General features: G+C 67.9%; 17 protein-coding genes. 10 read left to right on the forward strand and 7 right to left on the reverse strand.

Translation table 11 applies throughout. The annotated features are described in order from the left end of the window. Window positions 1-27 precede the first annotated feature (27 nt). From AKG07_RS01925 to AKG07_RS01945, 5 genes are all read right to left on the reverse strand, one after another. Window positions 28-1,005, reverse strand: a complete 978-nt coding sequence (locus AKG07_RS01925) for a zinc-binding dehydrogenase (protein WP_053095717.1) — start codon at window positions 1,003-1,005, stop codon at window positions 28-30. 44 nt (window positions 1,006-1,049) lie between these two features. Then, on the reverse strand, window positions 1,050-1,472 hold the full coding sequence (locus tag AKG07_RS01930; RefSeq protein ID WP_053095718.1) for an organic hydroperoxide resistance protein: 423 nt from the start codon (window positions 1,470-1,472) through the stop codon (window positions 1,050-1,052). Between the two features lie 25 nt (window positions 1,473-1,497). Continuing rightward, the gene (locus AKG07_RS01935) at window positions 1,498-1,926 is read right to left on the reverse strand and encodes a MarR family winged helix-turn-helix transcriptional regulator (RefSeq protein WP_053095719.1); all 429 of its coding nucleotides are present in this window, start codon (window positions 1,924-1,926) and stop codon (window positions 1,498-1,500) included. Window positions 1,927-2,016: 90 nt separating this feature from the next. After that, on the reverse strand, window positions 2,017-4,359 hold the full coding sequence (locus tag AKG07_RS01940) for an arylsulfatase (protein WP_053095720.1): 2,343 nt from the start codon (window positions 4,357-4,359) through the stop codon (window positions 2,017-2,019). Between the two features lie 111 nt (window positions 4,360-4,470). Next, window positions 4,471-5,184, reverse strand: coding sequence for a GAP family protein (locus AKG07_RS01945; RefSeq protein ID WP_072591087.1), 714 nt, complete (start codon window positions 5,182-5,184; stop codon window positions 4,471-4,473). A 315-nt stretch (window positions 5,185-5,499) separates the two neighbouring features. On the opposite strand from AKG07_RS01945, the gene AKG07_RS17975 reads away from it, so the two are divergent. Further along, window positions 5,500-6,648: a hypothetical protein gene (locus AKG07_RS17975; protein WP_233277306.1), complete on the forward strand. Its 1,149-nt coding sequence runs from the start codon at window positions 5,500-5,502 to the stop codon at window positions 6,646-6,648. A gap of 919 nt (window positions 6,649-7,567) precedes the next feature. Further along, complete coding sequence (locus AKG07_RS17980) at window positions 7,568-7,951, forward strand: helix-turn-helix transcriptional regulator (RefSeq protein WP_233277353.1); 384 nt, start codon at window positions 7,568-7,570, stop codon at window positions 7,949-7,951. 33 nt (window positions 7,952-7,984) lie between these two features. Here the strand turns inward: AKG07_RS17980 and AKG07_RS01955 are convergent, their stop codons facing one another. Beyond that, window positions 7,985-8,407 carry a DUF6325 family protein gene (locus AKG07_RS01955; RefSeq protein ID WP_053095722.1) on the reverse strand — a complete coding sequence of 141 codons (423 nt, stop codon included), beginning with the start codon at window positions 8,405-8,407 and terminating at the stop codon, window positions 7,985-7,987. Window positions 8,408-8,433: 26 nt separating this feature from the next. Continuing rightward, window positions 8,434-8,820, reverse strand: a complete 387-nt coding sequence (locus tag AKG07_RS01960) for an SHOCT domain-containing protein (protein ID WP_053095723.1) — start codon at window positions 8,818-8,820, stop codon at window positions 8,434-8,436. A 131-nt stretch (window positions 8,821-8,951) separates the two neighbouring features. Here AKG07_RS01960 and AKG07_RS01965 point away from each other — a divergent pair, with 131 nt between their 5' ends. The 8 genes from AKG07_RS01965 (at window position 8,952) to AKG07_RS02000 (ending at window position 17,156) form a co-directional block, all read left to right on the forward strand. After that, a complete protein-coding gene (locus tag AKG07_RS01965; protein ID WP_053095724.1) occupies window positions 8,952-10,082 on the forward strand; it encodes an AI-2E family transporter in 1,131 nt (376 codons plus the stop codon). Between the two features lie 108 nt (window positions 10,083-10,190). Next, entirely contained in the window at window positions 10,191-11,864 is a 1,674-nt protein-coding gene (locus AKG07_RS01970) for a SulP family inorganic anion transporter (RefSeq protein WP_053095725.1), read from the forward strand. After that, the gene (locus AKG07_RS01975) at window positions 11,857-12,288 is read left to right on the forward strand and encodes a DUF6325 family protein (protein WP_053095726.1); all 432 of its coding nucleotides are present in this window, start codon (window positions 11,857-11,859) and stop codon (window positions 12,286-12,288) included. The genes AKG07_RS01970 and AKG07_RS01975 overlap by 8 nt, the downstream gene beginning before the upstream one ends. A gap of 1 nt (window position 12,289) precedes the next feature. Further along, the gene (locus AKG07_RS01980; protein ID WP_053095727.1) at window positions 12,290-12,646 is read left to right on the forward strand and encodes an SHOCT domain-containing protein; all 357 of its coding nucleotides are present in this window, start codon (window positions 12,290-12,292) and stop codon (window positions 12,644-12,646) included. Between the two features lie 31 nt (window positions 12,647-12,677). Continuing rightward, a complete protein-coding gene (locus AKG07_RS01985; protein WP_053095728.1) occupies window positions 12,678-13,352 on the forward strand; it encodes a GAP family protein in 675 nt (224 codons plus the stop codon). A gap of 25 nt (window positions 13,353-13,377) precedes the next feature. Further along, a complete protein-coding gene (locus AKG07_RS01990; RefSeq protein WP_201778469.1) occupies window positions 13,378-14,742 on the forward strand; it encodes a hypothetical protein in 1,365 nt (454 codons plus the stop codon). 76 nt (window positions 14,743-14,818) lie between these two features. Beyond that, entirely contained in the window at window positions 14,819-15,448 is a 630-nt protein-coding gene (locus tag AKG07_RS01995; RefSeq protein WP_053095729.1) for a hypothetical protein, read from the forward strand. Window positions 15,449-15,458: 10 nt separating this feature from the next. Further along, on the forward strand, window positions 15,459-17,156 hold the full coding sequence (locus AKG07_RS02000; RefSeq protein WP_201778470.1) for a SulP family inorganic anion transporter: 1,698 nt from the start codon (window positions 15,459-15,461) through the stop codon (window positions 17,154-17,156). Window positions 17,157-17,172 lie beyond the last annotated feature (16 nt).

Raw genomic sequence — 17,172 nt, forward strand, 5'->3', positions numbered from 1 at the left:
AATCCGACCGCCCTGCGCCTGACCAGGTCAGAACTGCAGGAGAACCTTGCCCACCCGGCCCGCGGTGTTGCTTGCGCGGACTGCCTCTGCGGCATCCGCCGCATCGAAGACGCCGGCGACGGGCAGGGTCAGCGTGCCGTCGCTGACGCGCTGGATCAGTTCGCCGAACAGGGCGCCGCGCGTGCCGGCATCCATGGTCTGGATCACCTTGCTGCCCCAGAAGCCCTTGACGGTCGCCTGCTTGAAGATGACGTCGCCTGAGGCGATCTCCATCGTGGGGGAGTTCATGGCACCGAACGCGACCAGAGTGCCACCCTCGCCGAGGAGCGACAGGACGTCGCCCGCCGACGAGCCGCCCACCGAGTCGATGCCAAAGGCGACGTGCGCGCCACCGGTGATCGCGGCGACCTGCTCGCGCCAGTCGTCCGCATCCGTGGAGACCACGTTCTCGATGCCCTGCTCGCGCAGTTCATCGACCCCGGCCGAGCGCCGGACGAGCCCGATGACGTTGACGCCACGAGCGGCGCCGAGCTGTGCCAGCATGCGACCGACCGCGCCGTTCGCCGCGTTCTGAACGATCCAGTCGCCCTTCTCGGCGCCCAGGAAGTGCAGCAGGCTGATGGTGCTGAACGGCATCGACACGAGCTGCGCGGCGCTCTCGTCGCTGAGCGACTCCGGCACGGGGATGAGGCCCGCGGCGTTCGCGACGACGTACTCCGCCCAGGCGCCGAAGGTGCCGCCCGTCGCGACGCGCTGACCGACGGAGAGATCATCGACGCCCTCGCCGAGAGCATCCACGATTCCCAGAGCCTCGGTGCCCGATGCTGCCGGGAGCTCCGGCTTGAAGCCGTAGGTGCCGCGGATGGTCCACAGGTCGTGGTTGTGGATGGGGGAGAGGACGATTTTCAGTCGGACCTGGCCGGGGCCGGGCTCCGGCGTCGGACGCTCGGTGACGGTGAGGACGTCTTCGGGTTCTCCGAAGGTCTCGTGGGTGAGGGCGCGCATGATGTTCTCCTTGTGGGATCGGTCGTGGTGGAGGTCGAGCGGGATCAGTCGTCGGAGACGGTGATCGCGACGTCGATGTTGCCGCGCGTCGCGTTGGAGTACGGGCAGACCTGGTGGGCGGCGTCTGCGAGCGCCTGAGCCTGCTCGTGCGGAAGGTCGGGGATGACGACCTCGAGCTGCACGGCGAGGCCGAATCCGCCCTCGCCGTTCGACCCGATCTGCACGCGGGCCCCGACCGACGAATCGGTGATCTTCACCTTCTGCGCACGCGCGACGGTCTGCAGTGCGGAGTGGAAGCAGGCGGCGTACCCGGCCGCGAACAGCTGCTCGGGGTTGGCGCCGTCGCCGCTGCCGCCCATCTCCTTCGGGATGGCGAGGTCGAGGTCGAGTCGGCCCTCGCCCGTGGTGACGCGGCCGTTTCGTCCGGCTCCGGTGGCGAGTGCTTCGGCGGTGTAGAGAGCGTCCATCGTGTGGACTCCTTCCGGGTTGGGGTCAGTCGGCGAGCTGCAGGCGTGCGGTGAGCTCCTGCAGCTCGGTGATCAGGCGGTGACGCTGGTCGTCGTCCTGCATTCCGGCGAGGGCGGCGATCTTGGTGTGAACCGGAGCGACTTCGGTGCGCAGAGCCATGCCGGTGTCGGTCAGTCGCACGGTGACGACGCGCTCATCGGCCGAGCTGCGGGCCCGCGCGACGTAGCCCGCCTGCTCGAGGCGGCGGACCAGGGGGGAGAGGGTGCCGGAGTCGAGCTGCATGGCGTCGCCCAGCGAGCCGATCGTCTGCTCGCCCTCCATCCAGAGGATCGCGAGCACGAGGTACTGCGGGTAGGTCAGACCCCACGGGGCCAGGAGGGCACGGTACGCCTGCGTCGTCGCTCGGGCGGCGGAGTACAGCGAGAAGCACACCATCTCATCGGTCACGGCCATACCTCGAGTATTGCACGCGATTAAATTGTGCACAACCTATCTGCGAGAGACTGCGCACCCGGGATGCCGAGATCCCGGGTGCGCGCTCCGTCAATCCCTGGCCATCGCCGCGGCCAGATGCGCCTCCAGGTCGAGGTAGGCGTCATCAGCGATGTCGAACACCACCTGCGCGATCTCTCCTCCGGTGAAGTCGAACCCGTAGCCGTACAGAGACGAGACGGGGTCGGCGCTGTCACGGCCGATCGTCAGTCCCTCGCCGCAGAGCGAGAAGTGTCCCAGCACGGTCCGGATCCTCTTCTCGCCGACCTGCTGCTCGTCGATGTACAGCTTCACCGGACCGACGCCCTCGCGGTGCTCGCCCATGCCCTCCTTGGTGAACTCCACGCCGATGATGTGTCTGCCGGAGGTCGGCGCAGGAGCGGAGACGCGATCCTCCGGCGGGATCCCGAGGAAGTTGTAGAGGTAATGCACCTCGCCGTCCTTCACGACGAGCGCATGGCCGCCGAACCGTGAGCCGTGGGCGAAGATGACGCCCTCGGTCTCGGGCGTGAACTCGATCTCGGCCGCGATCTTGTACGACACGTTGTGCGTGTTCGCCGCAGAGCGCTCCGGCACCTCGGTCGTGCCCGGGTAGTACACGAAACGTCCGGACGGCGGGGCCGGCTGGTGGAACTCCATCGCGACGAAGGTCTCGAAGTCCTTCGGGTTGCCGATGATCTGCAGGTCGTTCAGGGGCAGCACATCGTTGGCCTTCGCCTCTTCCATCCAGAGCGCCTTGAGCTCCTCGAGACGATCCGGGTGCTCGGCGGCCAGGTTCACGGCCTCCGCCCGGTCGACATCCGTGTGGTATAGCTCCCACTCGTCGTTCTCGAACCCGCTCGTGCCGGCCATGGGGCCGTGCACGGCGACGGCCTTCCACCCGTCGTGCCAGATGCCGCGCTGGCCGAGCATCTCGTAGTACTGCGTGTGCTTCTCGGTCGGCCCGTCGGCGGCCGCATCGAATGAATAGGTCATCGAGACCCCCGCGAGCGGCGTCTGCTCGACGCCGTTGTACACGTCGGGGAACTGCACCCCGCACGCCTCCAGAATGGTCGGCACGATGTCAGTCGAGTGGTGGTACTGGTGCCGCACCTCGCCACGCGCCCGCATTCCGGCGGGCCAGTGAATCACCAGAGGGTCGCAGACACCGCCCTGATAGGTGTAACGCTTGAACATCTTGTAGGGCGTCGAGAAGGCGGCCGCCCAGCCGGTGGGGTAGTGGTTGTACGTCTCGGGAGAGCCGAGTTTGTCGACCATCCGCAGGTTCTCCGCCTCGTCGTCGGGGTAGCCGCCGAAGATCTTGCCCTCGTTGACCGATCCGTTGGGGCTGCCTTCACCGGATGCCCCGTTGTCGGCGCAGTACAGGATCAGCGTGTTGTCGAGTTGACCGGAATCCTCGAGATAGTCCACGATGCGTCCGATCTGCGAGTCGGTGTACTCACTGAATCCCGCGTAGACCTCGGCCATCCGCGAGAACATCGCCTTCTCCTCGTCATTCAGCGTGTCCCAGGGCCGCACCTCGTCGGTGGGGTTGAACGTGCCGTCCGGCATCGGATTGAACGCGGTGAGCTCGGTGTCCTCCGGCAGGATGCCGCGTTCGATCATCCGGGCGAGCACCCATTCGCGATAGGCGTCGTAGCCGTCGTCGAAGGCGCCCTTGTACTTGTCGATGTACTCCTGCGGGGCGTGGTGGGGAGCGTGGTTGGCGCCCGGGCAGAACCAGAGGTACCACGGCTTGTCGGGCTCGGTCTGCTTGACGTCTCGGATCATCGTCAGCGCCTGATCGGCGAGGTCCTTCGACAGGTGGTAGCCCTGCTCCGGCAGATAGGGCTGATCGATGTAATGGTTGTCCTCCGCGAGCGAGGGATACCAGTTGTTCGTCTCGCCGCCGATGAAGCCGTAGAAGCGGTCGTAGCCCTGCGCCAGCGGCCAGTGCTTCTTCGACGCCCCCGCGGTCCACTCGTCGATCGGGACGTTGTGGTTCTTGCCCACCCAGAAAGTCGCCCAGCCCGCGTCGCGGAGGACATGTGCCATGGTCGCGTTCGACTCGGGGATGTGCGAGTTGTAGCCCGGGAATCCGGTCGACGACTCCGAGATGGTGGCGAAGCCGTTCCGGTGGTGGTTACGGCCCGTGAGAAAGGTCGAACGCGTGGGTGAGCAGAGTGCGGTGGTGTGCCACTGCGAGTACGTCAGACCGTTCTTCGCCAGCCGATCCATGGTCGGCATGTTGATCCTGCCTCCGTAGGGGGACCACGCGGCCATACCGGTGTCGTCGTAGAGCACCACCAGCACGTTCGGCGCCCCCTGGGGCGGCGGCGAGGCGAGGAAGGCGTCCCAGTCCGCCTGCGAATCGCGGACGTCGAGCTCGATCTTCCCTTGGAATTCACGGACCATCTCTGCCTCCTTCGTCTCTCGGGAACGCGGTGTTCCCGAGCAGTGCAGCCGGCCGACCCGAAGTGGATCGGGGCGAGTCATGGTGCGTCATGACGCAACGAATTCGTTCGCTCACAGGAGCCCTGAGATGCCCTTCTGCAGCTGGAGGGCGCCGATCACGAGCAGCAGAGCGGCGTTCATCACGTGGGTGTTTCCGGCGACCCATCGTCGGGCGGAGTCGAGCAGCGGCTGCGAGCGCTCGCCTCGGATCGCGACGTAGAACACCGGCACCGCGATGGGCAACGTCCCGACGACCACGAACGCCAGGGCGACCCAGACCGCGTCGTCGCCGACCTGCGCGAGCGAGATGTCGAGCGCTGCGATGATGGCGCAGGACGCGTCGACGGGGTTCAGCACGAAGAGCGCCAGCCCGAGGAATCCGGTGCGCACGGGCCGGAACGTCTCGACGGCATGCAGCCACCCCGGCAGCTGCGGAGCGGCCGCGACCACCTGCTGCGGCGAGGATGCGGCGGCCATCTGACGGATGCGCGCAGAGCCCTTGCGGTAGACCCAGACGGCGGCGCCCGCGAGGAACAGTCCGATCACCAGACGGAGGATCGGCACCCAGAGCGGCGGTTCGCGAAGCCCGTGCACCTCGAAGACGCCGAAGAGCCAGAGAGCCAGCGCCAGAAGGCCGGCGAGCCCCACGACCCACCCGATCAGGAACGCGATGCCGTTCGCACTCGCTCGTCGGGAGAGCAGCACGGCCACCAGAGCCATGATCGCCAAGGGGCTCAGGACGACTCCGAGCGCGACGGGGATGAGTGTGACCAGCAACTCACCCATGATCGGCCCCATCCGTCATCGCGAACCTCCCCGCGCACGGTCCGGCGCGCTGATCTCAGAGTGCACCGAGGACGGCGCGGATGGCGTGTCCCTCACCCGATGCGGGTGAGGGCTCGCGGGACGGTGTCGTCGGTGACGTGGCGACGTGGAATCGCTCCCACCGACTGGTGATCGTCAGGGAGACATGCTCTTGTCCGATATACCGCCCGTCGCTACCTTGAGGGCATGGCCTCCCCCACGCGCCTGTCTCGTCCTGTACCCGCTGTGCGCTTCCGCCCTCCGGAACGACAACCGGGAGGCGTGCGGCGAGCGCGGGTGAACGATGCACTGATCGAGGCGGCGAGAGGGCGGCATCTCAGCGTCGTCAGCGCTCCGAGCGGGTACGGCAAGACGACGGCGGTCGCCGAATGGGCATCCGGCACCGACGAACTCGCCTGGCTTGCTCTGACTCCGTCGGATGCGGAAGCCGGATTCCTCGCGCAGGGAGTGGTCGATGCGCTGATCGTCGGCAGTGAGCGAGCGGGCCACGCCCTCGCCCTCACACGCGGTCTCCTCGACCCGATGCGTGCCTACGCCGAGATCTGCGAGGTCCTCGAGACGGTCGACGACATCGTGCACCTCGTGATCGACGACGCGCAGCGAGCCGGTGAGCACTGGCGAGACGGACTGCTCGGACTGCTGGCCGAACAGCCGCCGGACAATCTCCACCTGGTGCTCGTGGGAACGACTCTCCTGGACATCACGCTGTCGCGGGAGCATCTGATGGACCCCGGCGCCTTCGTCGGATCCGACACACTGCGCTTCACGCGGTCCGAGATCGAGCGGATCGAGGGCGTGGGGGCGACGGGGCTGGACGCAGAGACCATCCTGCGCGAGACGCACGGATGGCCGATCGCCGTGAAGCTCGTGGCGATCGGCGGGGCGCGCCCCTCATCCGACGCCGCCACGGCATCCGCGTTCCTCGGCGACTACGTGCGCGACCACGTGCTCAGCGCGCTGCCTGACGAGACCAGAGAGTTCGTGCTCGATGCCGCCATCTGCCATGAGCTCACGCCAGAGCTCGCGAGCGCTGTGACCGGGCGTGCTGATGCGGCGGCGCTGCTCGACGACTGCGTGAGGCTCGGGCTCTTCCTCGACCGGTTCGAGGCGCCGCATGGTGTCGTCTACCGCTGGCATGGCTCGTTCGCCCGGCAGTGCATCGAGATCGCTCGCAAGGATCCCGAGCGCAGCGCCGAGCGTCATAGACGCGTGGCGCAGTTCTGGGAGGCCACCGATCCGCTGATGTCGGTCGCGCACTCGCTGCGGGCGAACGATCCGACCGGGGGCCAGAGCCACCTTCATGCGCCACTGGATGCGTCTGGTCATGGGAGTGTGCGCGGCCGAGGTCGAGCGCCTCGCCACCGTCCTGCGGGGCTATCACCCGGACGACGCCGAGATCTTCGCCGTCCGAGCCTGCGCGACTGATGTGCTGGGCGAGCATCATCTCGCCCGCGAGCTGCTGGATCGCGCCGAGGCCGCACACCAGCGCGCCGGGGGAGGATGCTCGACGACCCTCGCGATCGCACAGCTGTTCGTCGCCGATGACCGCGAGCACGCGATGTCGGCGGGTTCCACGTTGCGTTCGCTGCTCGCCAGCTCGAAAGAGCTCATGGTCGACCGCGCCGCCGTCAACTACCTCATCGGATGGTCGGAGATCCGGCATCCCACCAACCCCACGCTTCCGGCCGAGTACTTCGGCGCCGCAGCCCGAGAGATCGAGGGCTCGGGCGAGGTGGGGCTGTGGAAGCGGGCGCTCGGCCACCTCGCATTCGGCCAGACCTGGGATGGCCGGTTCACGGATGCGGAGAGAACCCTCGCCGAGATCCAGGCACCCGGCACCGCGCTGTCGGCCGCGATCGGCTATGCCGGCGGCAGCACCTCAGCAGCAGCCGGTCTGGTCGCCTACTGGGCGGGTGAGACCGACGATGCGGTGCGGCACTTCGAGGCGGTGCTTCTGACCAGCGGGCATGACCCGTCATTCACGGCGGTCGCGCGGATGATGCTGGCGTACGCGGCCGCAGAGGGAGGCGAGGCCGCAGCATGCCGACGGGCTGCGATCGGCGTCCAGGACATCCCCCTCGAACTGCTCCACGGCGTCTCGTGGCCCGTGTTCCGAGAGTCGGCCATCGCACTCCTCGAGGAGGCCGTCGGAAACGAGGAGCGAGCCCTGCGGATCGCTCGCCGACACCTGGCGATCCCCGACCTCCCCCTCATCGGCGTCGCGCTCGCCGGGGTGCTCCGCCGGGGTGGAGACTACGCCGCGGCGTTGGAGATGCTGCGATCCATGCGCATCTTCGCGGAGGTCTCGTACGTCAAGTCATCGACGCTGATCACGGCCGCGGTCATGCGCCGTCACGTGGGCGATCACGACAAGGCGCATGACCTGTGTGAGGCGGCGATCGCGGTCGCGTCAGGCGAGAACGTGCGTCTGCCGTTCGGGCGCCGGGAGACGGCTGTCCGGCGACTCCTCAGCGAGCACGTGCACCATGGCTCCGAATTCGAGGACTTCATCGGCCGATGCCTGGCATCGGATGCAGCGAGTCCCGTGACCGGCTCGCTGTCCGACCGTGAGAGAGACGTCTTCCGGCAGCTGCAGACCTCTCGCACCCTCCCGGAGATCGCGAGCGAGCTGGGCCTGTCCATCAACACGGTGAAGACCCATCAGCGGTCGATCTATCGCAAACTGGCGGTGTCGTCGCGACGGGAGGCCGTGCGGACCACGCTGTGAGGCGCAGGCTCCGCACCCGGATGATATCCCACTTCAGGTGCGGCGACGGGCGCGCTCCCAGACCGCGTTGGCCGTCGCCGCGGACACGGAATAGGTTCCGATGAGCGGGTGGCCGAGCCGGGCGAGGTCGGAGGAGAGCTGTGCGAACCACATCGGCTCCACGAGAACCACGGCTGCCCAGGCGCCGACAGGGAGCTCCATCGCGATGCGCCGGGCGTCGTCGCTGCCGACCAGGCCTGCGATCTGCAGTGACAGACCGGCGAGCGAGAACTCGGCTTCGTCGATCTCGGTGAGGTCGTAGCCCCCTTCGCTCCGTCGATGCAGGAGGAAGAAGTCGAGCAGCTGCACCGTGCTGCTCTCGACCTGGCGCAGCAGCGACTCGAGCAGTGCAGGACTGGGACGGTCGGATCCGATCCTCACGACGAGGATCTGCACATCCCCGAGTTCGCGAGGCATCTGTCCGCCCGCCCCAGTCTCGGCTGTCAGGCCAGGGCCCGAGCCTTGATGGAGGCGAACTCCGCCTCGGTGATCGTTCCGGAGGCCAGGAGCTTGGCCGCCTTGTCGATCTCGTCGCTCGGGCTGCTGCCTGCGACGCTGCGGATGTAGCTGTCGGCCGCGTGCTGCTGCGCCTGCATGGACGAGACGTTGCGCTCTGCCATGCCGGGGCCGCGGGCGATCAGGTACACCAGTGCGGTGAGGAAGGGCACGAAGACCAGGAAGATGATCCACAGCGCTTTGAGCCATCCGTTCAGCGCATGGTCACGGAACAGGTCGGCGACGATGTTGAAGAGCACCATCAGGTAGGAGATGAATACGAAAGCCCAGAAGAACCACCAGATGATGGCCCAGAAGCTATCCCATATGGACATTGCAGACTCCTCTCGTTGAGTTTCTGTCTGTGGTGATAGTGGCACCGAGCATCATCGAAATCGCCGCCCCCTCACCCGGAGCGGGCGAGCGGCCGCCCGGACCCGTCCGGACGCCTCGATACAGTCCTCGTGTGGATGTGACCGACCCGCAGGATCCTGTGGCCACGCCGGCGACCCCGTCGCGGTGGGGTCGTCTGCAGCGAGTGCTCCCGGCGCATCCGCTGCGCTCGGGTTTCGCGGTCGCCCTCGGAGTGCTTCTCGCGATGGCGATCGCCGCCACGATCGCGGGCATCTCCACCGTGCTGATGTCGATCTTCCTCGGCGTCTTCCTCGCCCTCGGGCTCGATCCGGCGGTGCGGGCGCTGGAGCGCCGCGGCGTACGCCGCCCCATCGGCGTCGCGATCGTCGCGGTCGCCTTCCTGCTGCTCGTCGTCGCGATCCTGCTCGTCGTCGTTCCGGCCATCGTGCGTCAGCTCGCCGCGGTGGTCGTCGGCGCGCCCGAGACGATCGAGTCGATGCAGCAGAGCCAGTGGTACCTCGATCTCGAACGCAATCTCGGCGTCGACCTCTCGGCGGTGGTCGCGGAGGGGGTGCAGTCGCTCACGACCCTGTCATCGTTCCTGACGATCTCGGGAGGGGTCCTGAAAGCGGGATTCGGAGTCATCGGGGCGGTGTCGAGCTTCGTGATGGTCTCGGTGCTGACGCTCTACTTCGTCGCGTCGCTGGAGAGCATCAAGCAGTCAGTTTCTCGGCTCGTCCCCGCCTATCGGCGAGCGAGCTTCTCACGACTGCTCGACGAGGTGACGTCGTCGGTGGGCGGGGTGGTCGCCGGGGGAGTCACGCTGTCGTCCATCAATGCGGCCGTGGTGCTCGTCCTCCAGCTGCTCGTGGGGTCGCCCGCGCCGGCGGTGCTGGCGATCGCCGCGTTCTTCGTCACCCTCGTGCCGATGATCGGGTCACTGGTCTTCCTCGTGATCGGCGGCATCGCCACGCTGTTCGTCAGCCCGACGGCTGCGCTGATCTTCGTCATCGCGTACTTCGCCTACATCCAGATCGAGGCCTACGTCGTCACGCCGCGGGTGATGGGTCGCGCTGCCGCCGTGCCGAGCGTGCTCGTGATCATCGGCGCGATGATCGGCGCCACGCTTCTCGGTCTGCTCGGGGCGCTCGTCGCGATCCCGATCACCGCATCGATCCTGATCGTCATCCGCCAGGTGTGGATCCCGCGCCAGGACAGCGAGACGACCCCGCCGATCGAGTGACCGGCGCCCTTCACCCGCTTCGGGTGAGCGGCGGCGTCTCCGCCGACGCACCGATGTCAGCATGGGCACATCGTCCCGCATCGAGGGCGCGAGCGCGGAGGTGACGAGGTGCAGAGACCGCTGGCCGGAGTCACCCGTCACAACCTCGTGCGCGAGCTGCTCGCCGGCGTCACGCTCCTCGCGATCGCGATCCCCCTGAACATCGGGTATGCGCAGATCGCAGGTCTTCCCCCGACCGCAGGGCTCTACGCACTCGTCGTGCCGACGATCGTCTACGTCCTGGTCGTCTCGTCGAGACAGCTCGTCGCCTCGCCGGACGCGGCGGCGGCGGCGCTGGTCGCCTCCTCGATCGGAGGCCTCGCCGCGGCCGGCTCAGACGACTACATCACCATGGCACTCGCGCAGGCGATCATCTGCGGCGTCATGTTCGTGCTGCTCGCGGTCTTCAAACTGGGATTCCTCGCGAACTTCCTCTCGAAGCCGATCCTGGTCGGATTCGTCGGGGGCCTGGCCCTCGACATCCTCGTCTCGCAGATCGCCAAGATGCTGGGCGTCTCGATCGATTCAGGCGGCGAGTTCGTCGACAAGCTGGCGGGTCTCGTCGGGGGTCTCGGCACCACGAACCCGTGGTCGCTCGCGATCTCCATCGCGTCGGTCGCGATCCTCGTGCTGGGTCGGCGGATGCTGAGCGCGGTGCCCTGGGCGCTCGTCGTGATGGTGCTCGCCACCGTGGTGGTGCTCGGCACCGGCCTCGCGGATCGTGGCGTGGCCGTGCTCGGCGAGGTGCCTGCGGGCGCACCGACCCTCACCTGGCCCGTGCTCGACTGGCAGACGTGGCTGCTGCTCGTGCCGTCGGCCATGGCTCTGACCCTCGTGACCACGGCCGAGGGGCTGCTCGTCTCCCGCTCGTACGGCGAGAAGCGGCATTACCGAACGTCTCCGAACCGAGACCTGCTCGCGTTCGGCGTCGCGAACATCGCCGCCGGGGCCCAGGGCAGCTTCGCCGTCGGGTCGTCGACCAGCCGCACCGCGGCGATGGACCAGTCGGGCTCGCGCACTCAGCTGCCCTCGCTCGTGCTCGCCGCCGGGACACTGCTGCTGCTGCTGTTCGGCACCGGACTGCTCGAGGACATCCCCTCGCCCGCGATCGGCGCGATCGTGGGGCTCGCGATCCTCCCGCTGCTGGGCATCAGGGAATTCGCCGCACTCTGGCGGATCGATCGGTTCGAGTTCGCCATCGGCGCCGTGTGCTTCCTGGTGACGCTGTTCGTCGGTTCCATCCCCGGCATCCTGATCGCCTTCGTGCTCGCTCTCATCAACCTGGCGAGGCGCGCGTCGAGCCCGGCGATCGACGTGCTCGCCGACGATGATCGGCCGACGGCATCGCTGCTCGACGCCGCGCAACCGGGCGCGATGACCGCACCCGGGATCGTCGTGGTGCGGATGGCTGCGCCGCTGTTCTTCGCGAATGCGGATGCGTTCGCGACGGCGGTGCGCTCGGCGGTCGAGGCGCCGGGGCCGGGTGCCGTGCGCCACCTCGTCATCGACATGGAGGCGGTCACCGATGCGGATGTCACCGCGGCGGAATCGTTCGAGAGCCTCATGGAGTCGATGCGATCCCATGGCGTGACGGTGTCGTTCAGCCGTCTGCGCGCATCGGCGGAAGACCGACTGAAGAAGCTGGGGATCCTCGACGATCAGAGGGTCTTCGACACCAATCGTGCGGCGATCGAAGAGCTCAGCGCGCGCGCACCGTCAGAGAGAGGAACACGAGATGAATGATTTCCGCTACGGACCCGTGGAGTACTACCTCGTCGGGTTCGAGGGGAGGCATCCGGATCCGAGCATCTTCGGAGCGCTGGACGACCTCATAGGCGCGGGGACGGTGCGACTGCTCGATGTCGTCGTCCTCGCGAAATCGGACGACGGGGAGATCGAGGTCTTCGACCTCGAAGCGGGCGAGGTGCCAGGCCTCAGCGAGCTCGACCCGCTGGCCGCAGGCCTCGCCGGCGACGAGGACATCGAGATGCTCGCCGAGCTCGTGCCCGCCGGCAGCTCGGCCGCGATCGTCGTGCTCGAGCTCGCCTTCGCGAGGGCGCTCGCCGAGAACCTCGCACGTGCCGGGGGAGAGGTGCTGCGGACCGACCGCATCCCCGCCCCGGTCGTCAACGCCATGATGGACATCCTCGAGCAGGAAGGAGAGTGACATGCCTCTGAGGAGATTCGGCCGTCCGGGACTGATCGGACTCGCCGCGAGAACAGCAGTCGTCGCAGGAACCGCGTCGGCGGTGTCGGGGGCGTCGATGCGTCACCAGCAGCAGCGGGCGGAAGGACAGTACGAGCAGCAGCAGTACGAGGCCGCCCAGCAGCAGGCGCAGATAGATGCTGCAGCCCAGAACGCGGCGGCGCAGTACGCAGCCGCTCCGGCAGCTCCCCCTGCGCCTCCGGCTGCGGGCGGCGCAGACGACATGATCGCCAAGCTCCAGCAGCTGGCATCGCTGCGAGACTCCGGCGTGCTGTCGGAGGAGGAGTTCTCCGCGGCGAAGCAGAAGCTGCTGAGCTGAGCGGCCGAGCGGGCGAGAAGAGGGAGACGTCATGGGTCCGGTGATCGGTCAGCTGCTGCCGCTCGCGGTGGGCATCGCGATCAGCCCGCTGCCGGTGATCGCCGGCATCCTGATGCTGATGTCTCCCCGCGCCCGCTCCACAGGGGTCGGCTTCCTCGTCGGATGGCTCGGGGGGATCGTGATCGTGGCTGTGCTGTTCGCCGCCCTCTCGTCGGTCCTCCCGGACCAGTCCGGCGACGGAGCCACTCCGATTCTCGGGGTGGTGCAGCTCGTCCTCGGTGTGCTGATGCTGCTCATGGCGGTGCGCCAATGGCGGGGTCGGCCGAAGCCGGGCGCACAGCCCGCGATGCCGAAGTGGATGGCGCAGATCGACGGGATGACGTTCTTCGCGGCACTCGGGCTCGGACTGCTGCTCGCGGCGCTGAACCCCAAGAACCTGCTGCTCGGAGCCAGTGCCGGCGTGACTCTGGGTGGCGCAGGGCTCGGTGTCGGAGACATGGTCGTCGTGGTGGTGATCTACACGATCCTCGCGTCGTCGACGGTGTTGATCCCGGTCGTCGGATTCCTGCTCGCGTCGGAGCGCCTGCGCGCGCCGCTGGGCAGATTGCGCGACTGGCTGCAGGCGGAGAACGCCGTCATCATGACGGTGCTGCTTCTCGTGCTGGGTGTGGTGATCATCGGCAAGGGCATCGCCGCCTTCGGGTGAGCGACGCAGAACGGAGGGGACTCGGATGAGTGAACTGGATGAGCTCCGCGAGCGCGTCGTCGCGCTCGAACGGGAGAACGACGAACTCCGCACGCCGAAGAAGCGACGATTCCGAGCGAAGAGCGTCGTCGGTGCGATCCTGCTCGTGCTGGCTGTGGTGCTCGCGCCCGTCGCCGCGATGGGAACCTGGGCCCGTCTGCAGTTGGTCGACACCGAGCGCTTCGTCGCCACATTCGCCCCGCTCGCGTCCGATCCGGATGTGCAGGATTTCGTCGCCGATCAGGTGACCACCGCGATAGACGAGCAGGTCGACATCTCGGCGGTCGTCGGCGAGGTGTTCGACGGCATCCGGTCGCTCGGGCTTCCACCGCGCGCCGACACGGCGATCTCGCTGCTCGAGGGCCCCGCCGCGAACGGCGCGATCTCGCTGATCGACGGAGTGGTGCGCGATGTGGTGCGGTCAGACCAGTTCGCCGACATCTGGACGCAGTCGCTGCGCTTCACCCATGAGCGGGCCACGGCGATCATCCAGAACGCACCGGGCACGGCGGTGCAGCTCGGCGACGACGGCGCGGTCACGATCGAACTCGGAGTGGTGATCGACCGGGTCAAAGAGGCGATGTCGGAGCGCGGGATCGGCCTCGCCGACGTGATCCCCGAGATCGACAGGTCGATTCCCATCGCCCAGGCGGATGCCTTCGCACTGGTGCGCACGGTGTACCAGGTCGCGGACATCGGCGGCTTCTGGCTGCCGTGGCTCGTGCTCGGCCTCTTCGTCGCCGGCGTGCTGCTGATGCGCGATCGACCTCGAGCGCTCTTCTGGTCGAGCGCAGGTTTCGCTCTCGTGTTCCTGCTGCTCACGGCGGGCATGGGCATCGGGCGAGGTGTGTTCATCCGCGCGGTGAGCCCGTCGATCATGTCGGCCGCGGCGGCGACGGCGCTGTTCGAACAGCTCACGTCGCTCCTTGCGGGAACGATCGCCGCGCTCGCACTCGTCGGTGTGCTGATCGCGATCTGGGCGTGGCTCGCAGGCTCGGGTCGAACGGCGGTCGCGTTCAGGGGACTCCTCGAGAGCGGGTTCTCGGCCGTACGCGGTGCGGCCGAGAAGCGAGGCCTCACGACCGGTGCCTTCGGTCGAGGGGTGGACCGCTTCCGAGGTCCGATCTTCCTCGTCGGTGCGCTCGCGGCGATGACGCTGCTGATCGTCACGCGACCGGTGTCGTTCGGGGTGGTCATCGGAGTCGGAGCGGGCCTGCTGGTCCTCGCGATCCTCATCGAGCTGCTGCGTCGGCCGGAGGGGGACGCGGACATCGCGCCAGTGGCACGTGATCCGCGAGCCGAACCGGTGTCGGAGACTCTGACGGAGCGTGCTCCGGATGCCGTGAGCTAGCCCGGCCCCGGCGGCGCTCACCCTCGACGGGTGAGCGCCGCTGCATTCGACACGGATCAACGCAGAAGATGGGCGCATGACGGACGACTCGACACCCGAACGCACGAGAGCCACGCGGATCCTCGACATCGTCACGGTCGTCCTGCTCTCGATCACCGCGGTCGTCACGGCCTGGTGCGGATTCGAGGCGTCGAAGTGGGGCGGCGAGATGTCGATCGCCTTCAGCCAGGCATCCAGTGCCCGGGTGCAGGCGGCGTCGGCCCAGTCGACAGCCCAGGCCGCGCGTCAGTACGACCTCACCATCTACACCGAGTGGGTGCTGGCGGAGGCGGACGGCAGGCAGGAGCTGGTGCAGTTCATCGAGCAGCGGTTCACCCCCGAGTTCACGGTCGCGTTCGACGCCTGGATCGCTGAAGACCGCGAATCGCAGGGACCTTTCGTGATGGAGGAGTACGTGCCCCCGGGCACGAGGGAGGCCGAGGAGCTCAACGCGCGAGCCGATGCGAAATTCGACGAGGCCCTCGCCAACAACCAGCGCGGCGACGACTATTCGCTGCTGACGGTGCTGTTCGCCCTGGTGCTGTTCTTCGCCGCACTGTCGCAGCACCAGAGCGCGGTCTGGCGGCGCAGGACATTCCTCGCACTCAGCGGTGTGATCGCCCTCGTGGGGCTCGTGATCCTGCTGACGTTCCCGATCAAGATCTGACTCCGCTCCGATGCAGATGACCGGGGACGAGCTGCGACAGCGCTGGCTGCGCTATCGGCGTCGGTTCGGCTCGCGCCGCACCATCCTCAGCGATCTGAAGGCCGGAATCGTGCTGGGGGTCGAGAGCGTCCCCGACGGGCTCGCGTCGGGTCTGCTCGCCGGGGTGAACCCCGTGATGGGGTTGAACGCCTACATCGTCGGGACGTTCGCCGGCGCGCTGGCCACCGGATCGGTCTTCATGTCCGTGCAGGCGACAGGCGCGATGGCGGTAATCATCGCCGATGTGCCCGAGGTCCACGGAGACGACGGCATGGGCGCGATGGCGATGCTGACCGTGATGGCAGGCATCGTGATGCTGGTGCTCGGCGTCGCACGGCTGGGCAGCCTCGTGCGCTTCATCCCGACGGCGGTGCTGATCGGATTCGTCAACGCCGTCGCCGTCAACATCGTGCTCAGTCAGCTCGAGAACTTCACGGGGTTCGACAGCGATGCCGACGCTCGTCTGCTGAGGGTCGTCGACATCGCCGCGAACCTGCTGCAGATCAGCTGGTGGTCCGTGATCGTGGGCACCGCCACGATCGGACTGATTCTTCTGCTCGAGCGCACCCCGCTCGGCGCGCTCTCGATGGTCGTCGCGATCATCGTCGGATCCGCGCTCGCCGTGGTGCTGCCCGACGGCGCGGTCGCGACGATCTCCGACGTGGCAGAGGCGGGTCGGAGTCTTCCCTCGGTCTCCCTGCCCGACCTGTCGATGATCTTCGTGCTCATCGTCCCCGCGCTGTCGCTCGCACTGGTCGGTCTCGTGCAGGGAGCCGCGATCTCCGGGTCCATCCCGAACCCCGACGGTCGCTACCCCGATGCCTCCGCCGACTTCCGCGGGCAGGGCATCGCCAACATCGCCACCGGGATGCTGCAGGGCATCCCCGTCGGAGGATCCATGTCGGCGACGGCGCTGTCCCGGGCAGCCGGGGCCCGCAGTGCGGCCGGCAACCTCATCGCCGCCGTCGTGATGGTGCTCAGCGTGCTCGTGTTCGGGCCGCTCATCGGATACATCGCGATGCCCGCGCTCGCCGGCCTCCTGATCCTGGTCGGAGTCCGCACGGTCAAGCCGCGGCAGATCGTCATGGTGTTCAAGACGGGCGCCGTGCAGATCGCCGTGTTCCTCGTCACCTTCGCGCTCACGCTCCTCATCCCGCTGCAGTACGCGGTGCTCGCAGGTGTCGGTCTCGCCGTGGTGCTGCAGATCGCACGCCAGTCGAATCGCGTGCGGGTGCGTCGGTGGGTGTTCGACGAGCCGAACGGGCGTCCGATCGAGCAGGATCCGCCCCCGACCCTCGAACCGGGGGAGACGGTCGTGCTGACCCCCTACGGCAGTCTGTTCTTCGCCTCCGCGCCCTCGTTCCGTCAGCAGCTGCCCGACGCCGAGCACAGCAGCCCCGGAGCATTCGTGATCATCCGCCTCCGCGGCACGGACGAGCTGGGAGTGACCTTCCTCACGATGATCCGCACTTACGCCCAAGAGCTTGCGGCGGTGGGGGCCACTCTGATGGTCGCGGGCGTCGGCCCCCGGGTGCAGGCGCAGCTGGCGTCGACGGGGGTGCGCGCCGTCGTCGGCGAGGAGAACATCTTCGTCGAGCAGCCCCGACTCGGAGACGCGCTGCAGGACGCGCTCGCCGAGGTGTCGCGTCGCCGACTCGACGCCGGGTGATCGATGTCCCTCACCC

Origin of the sequence: Microbacterium sp. CGR1, from assembly GCF_001266755.1 — a bacterium.
Classification (GTDB): Bacteria; Actinomycetota; Actinomycetes; order Actinomycetales; family Microbacteriaceae; genus Microbacterium.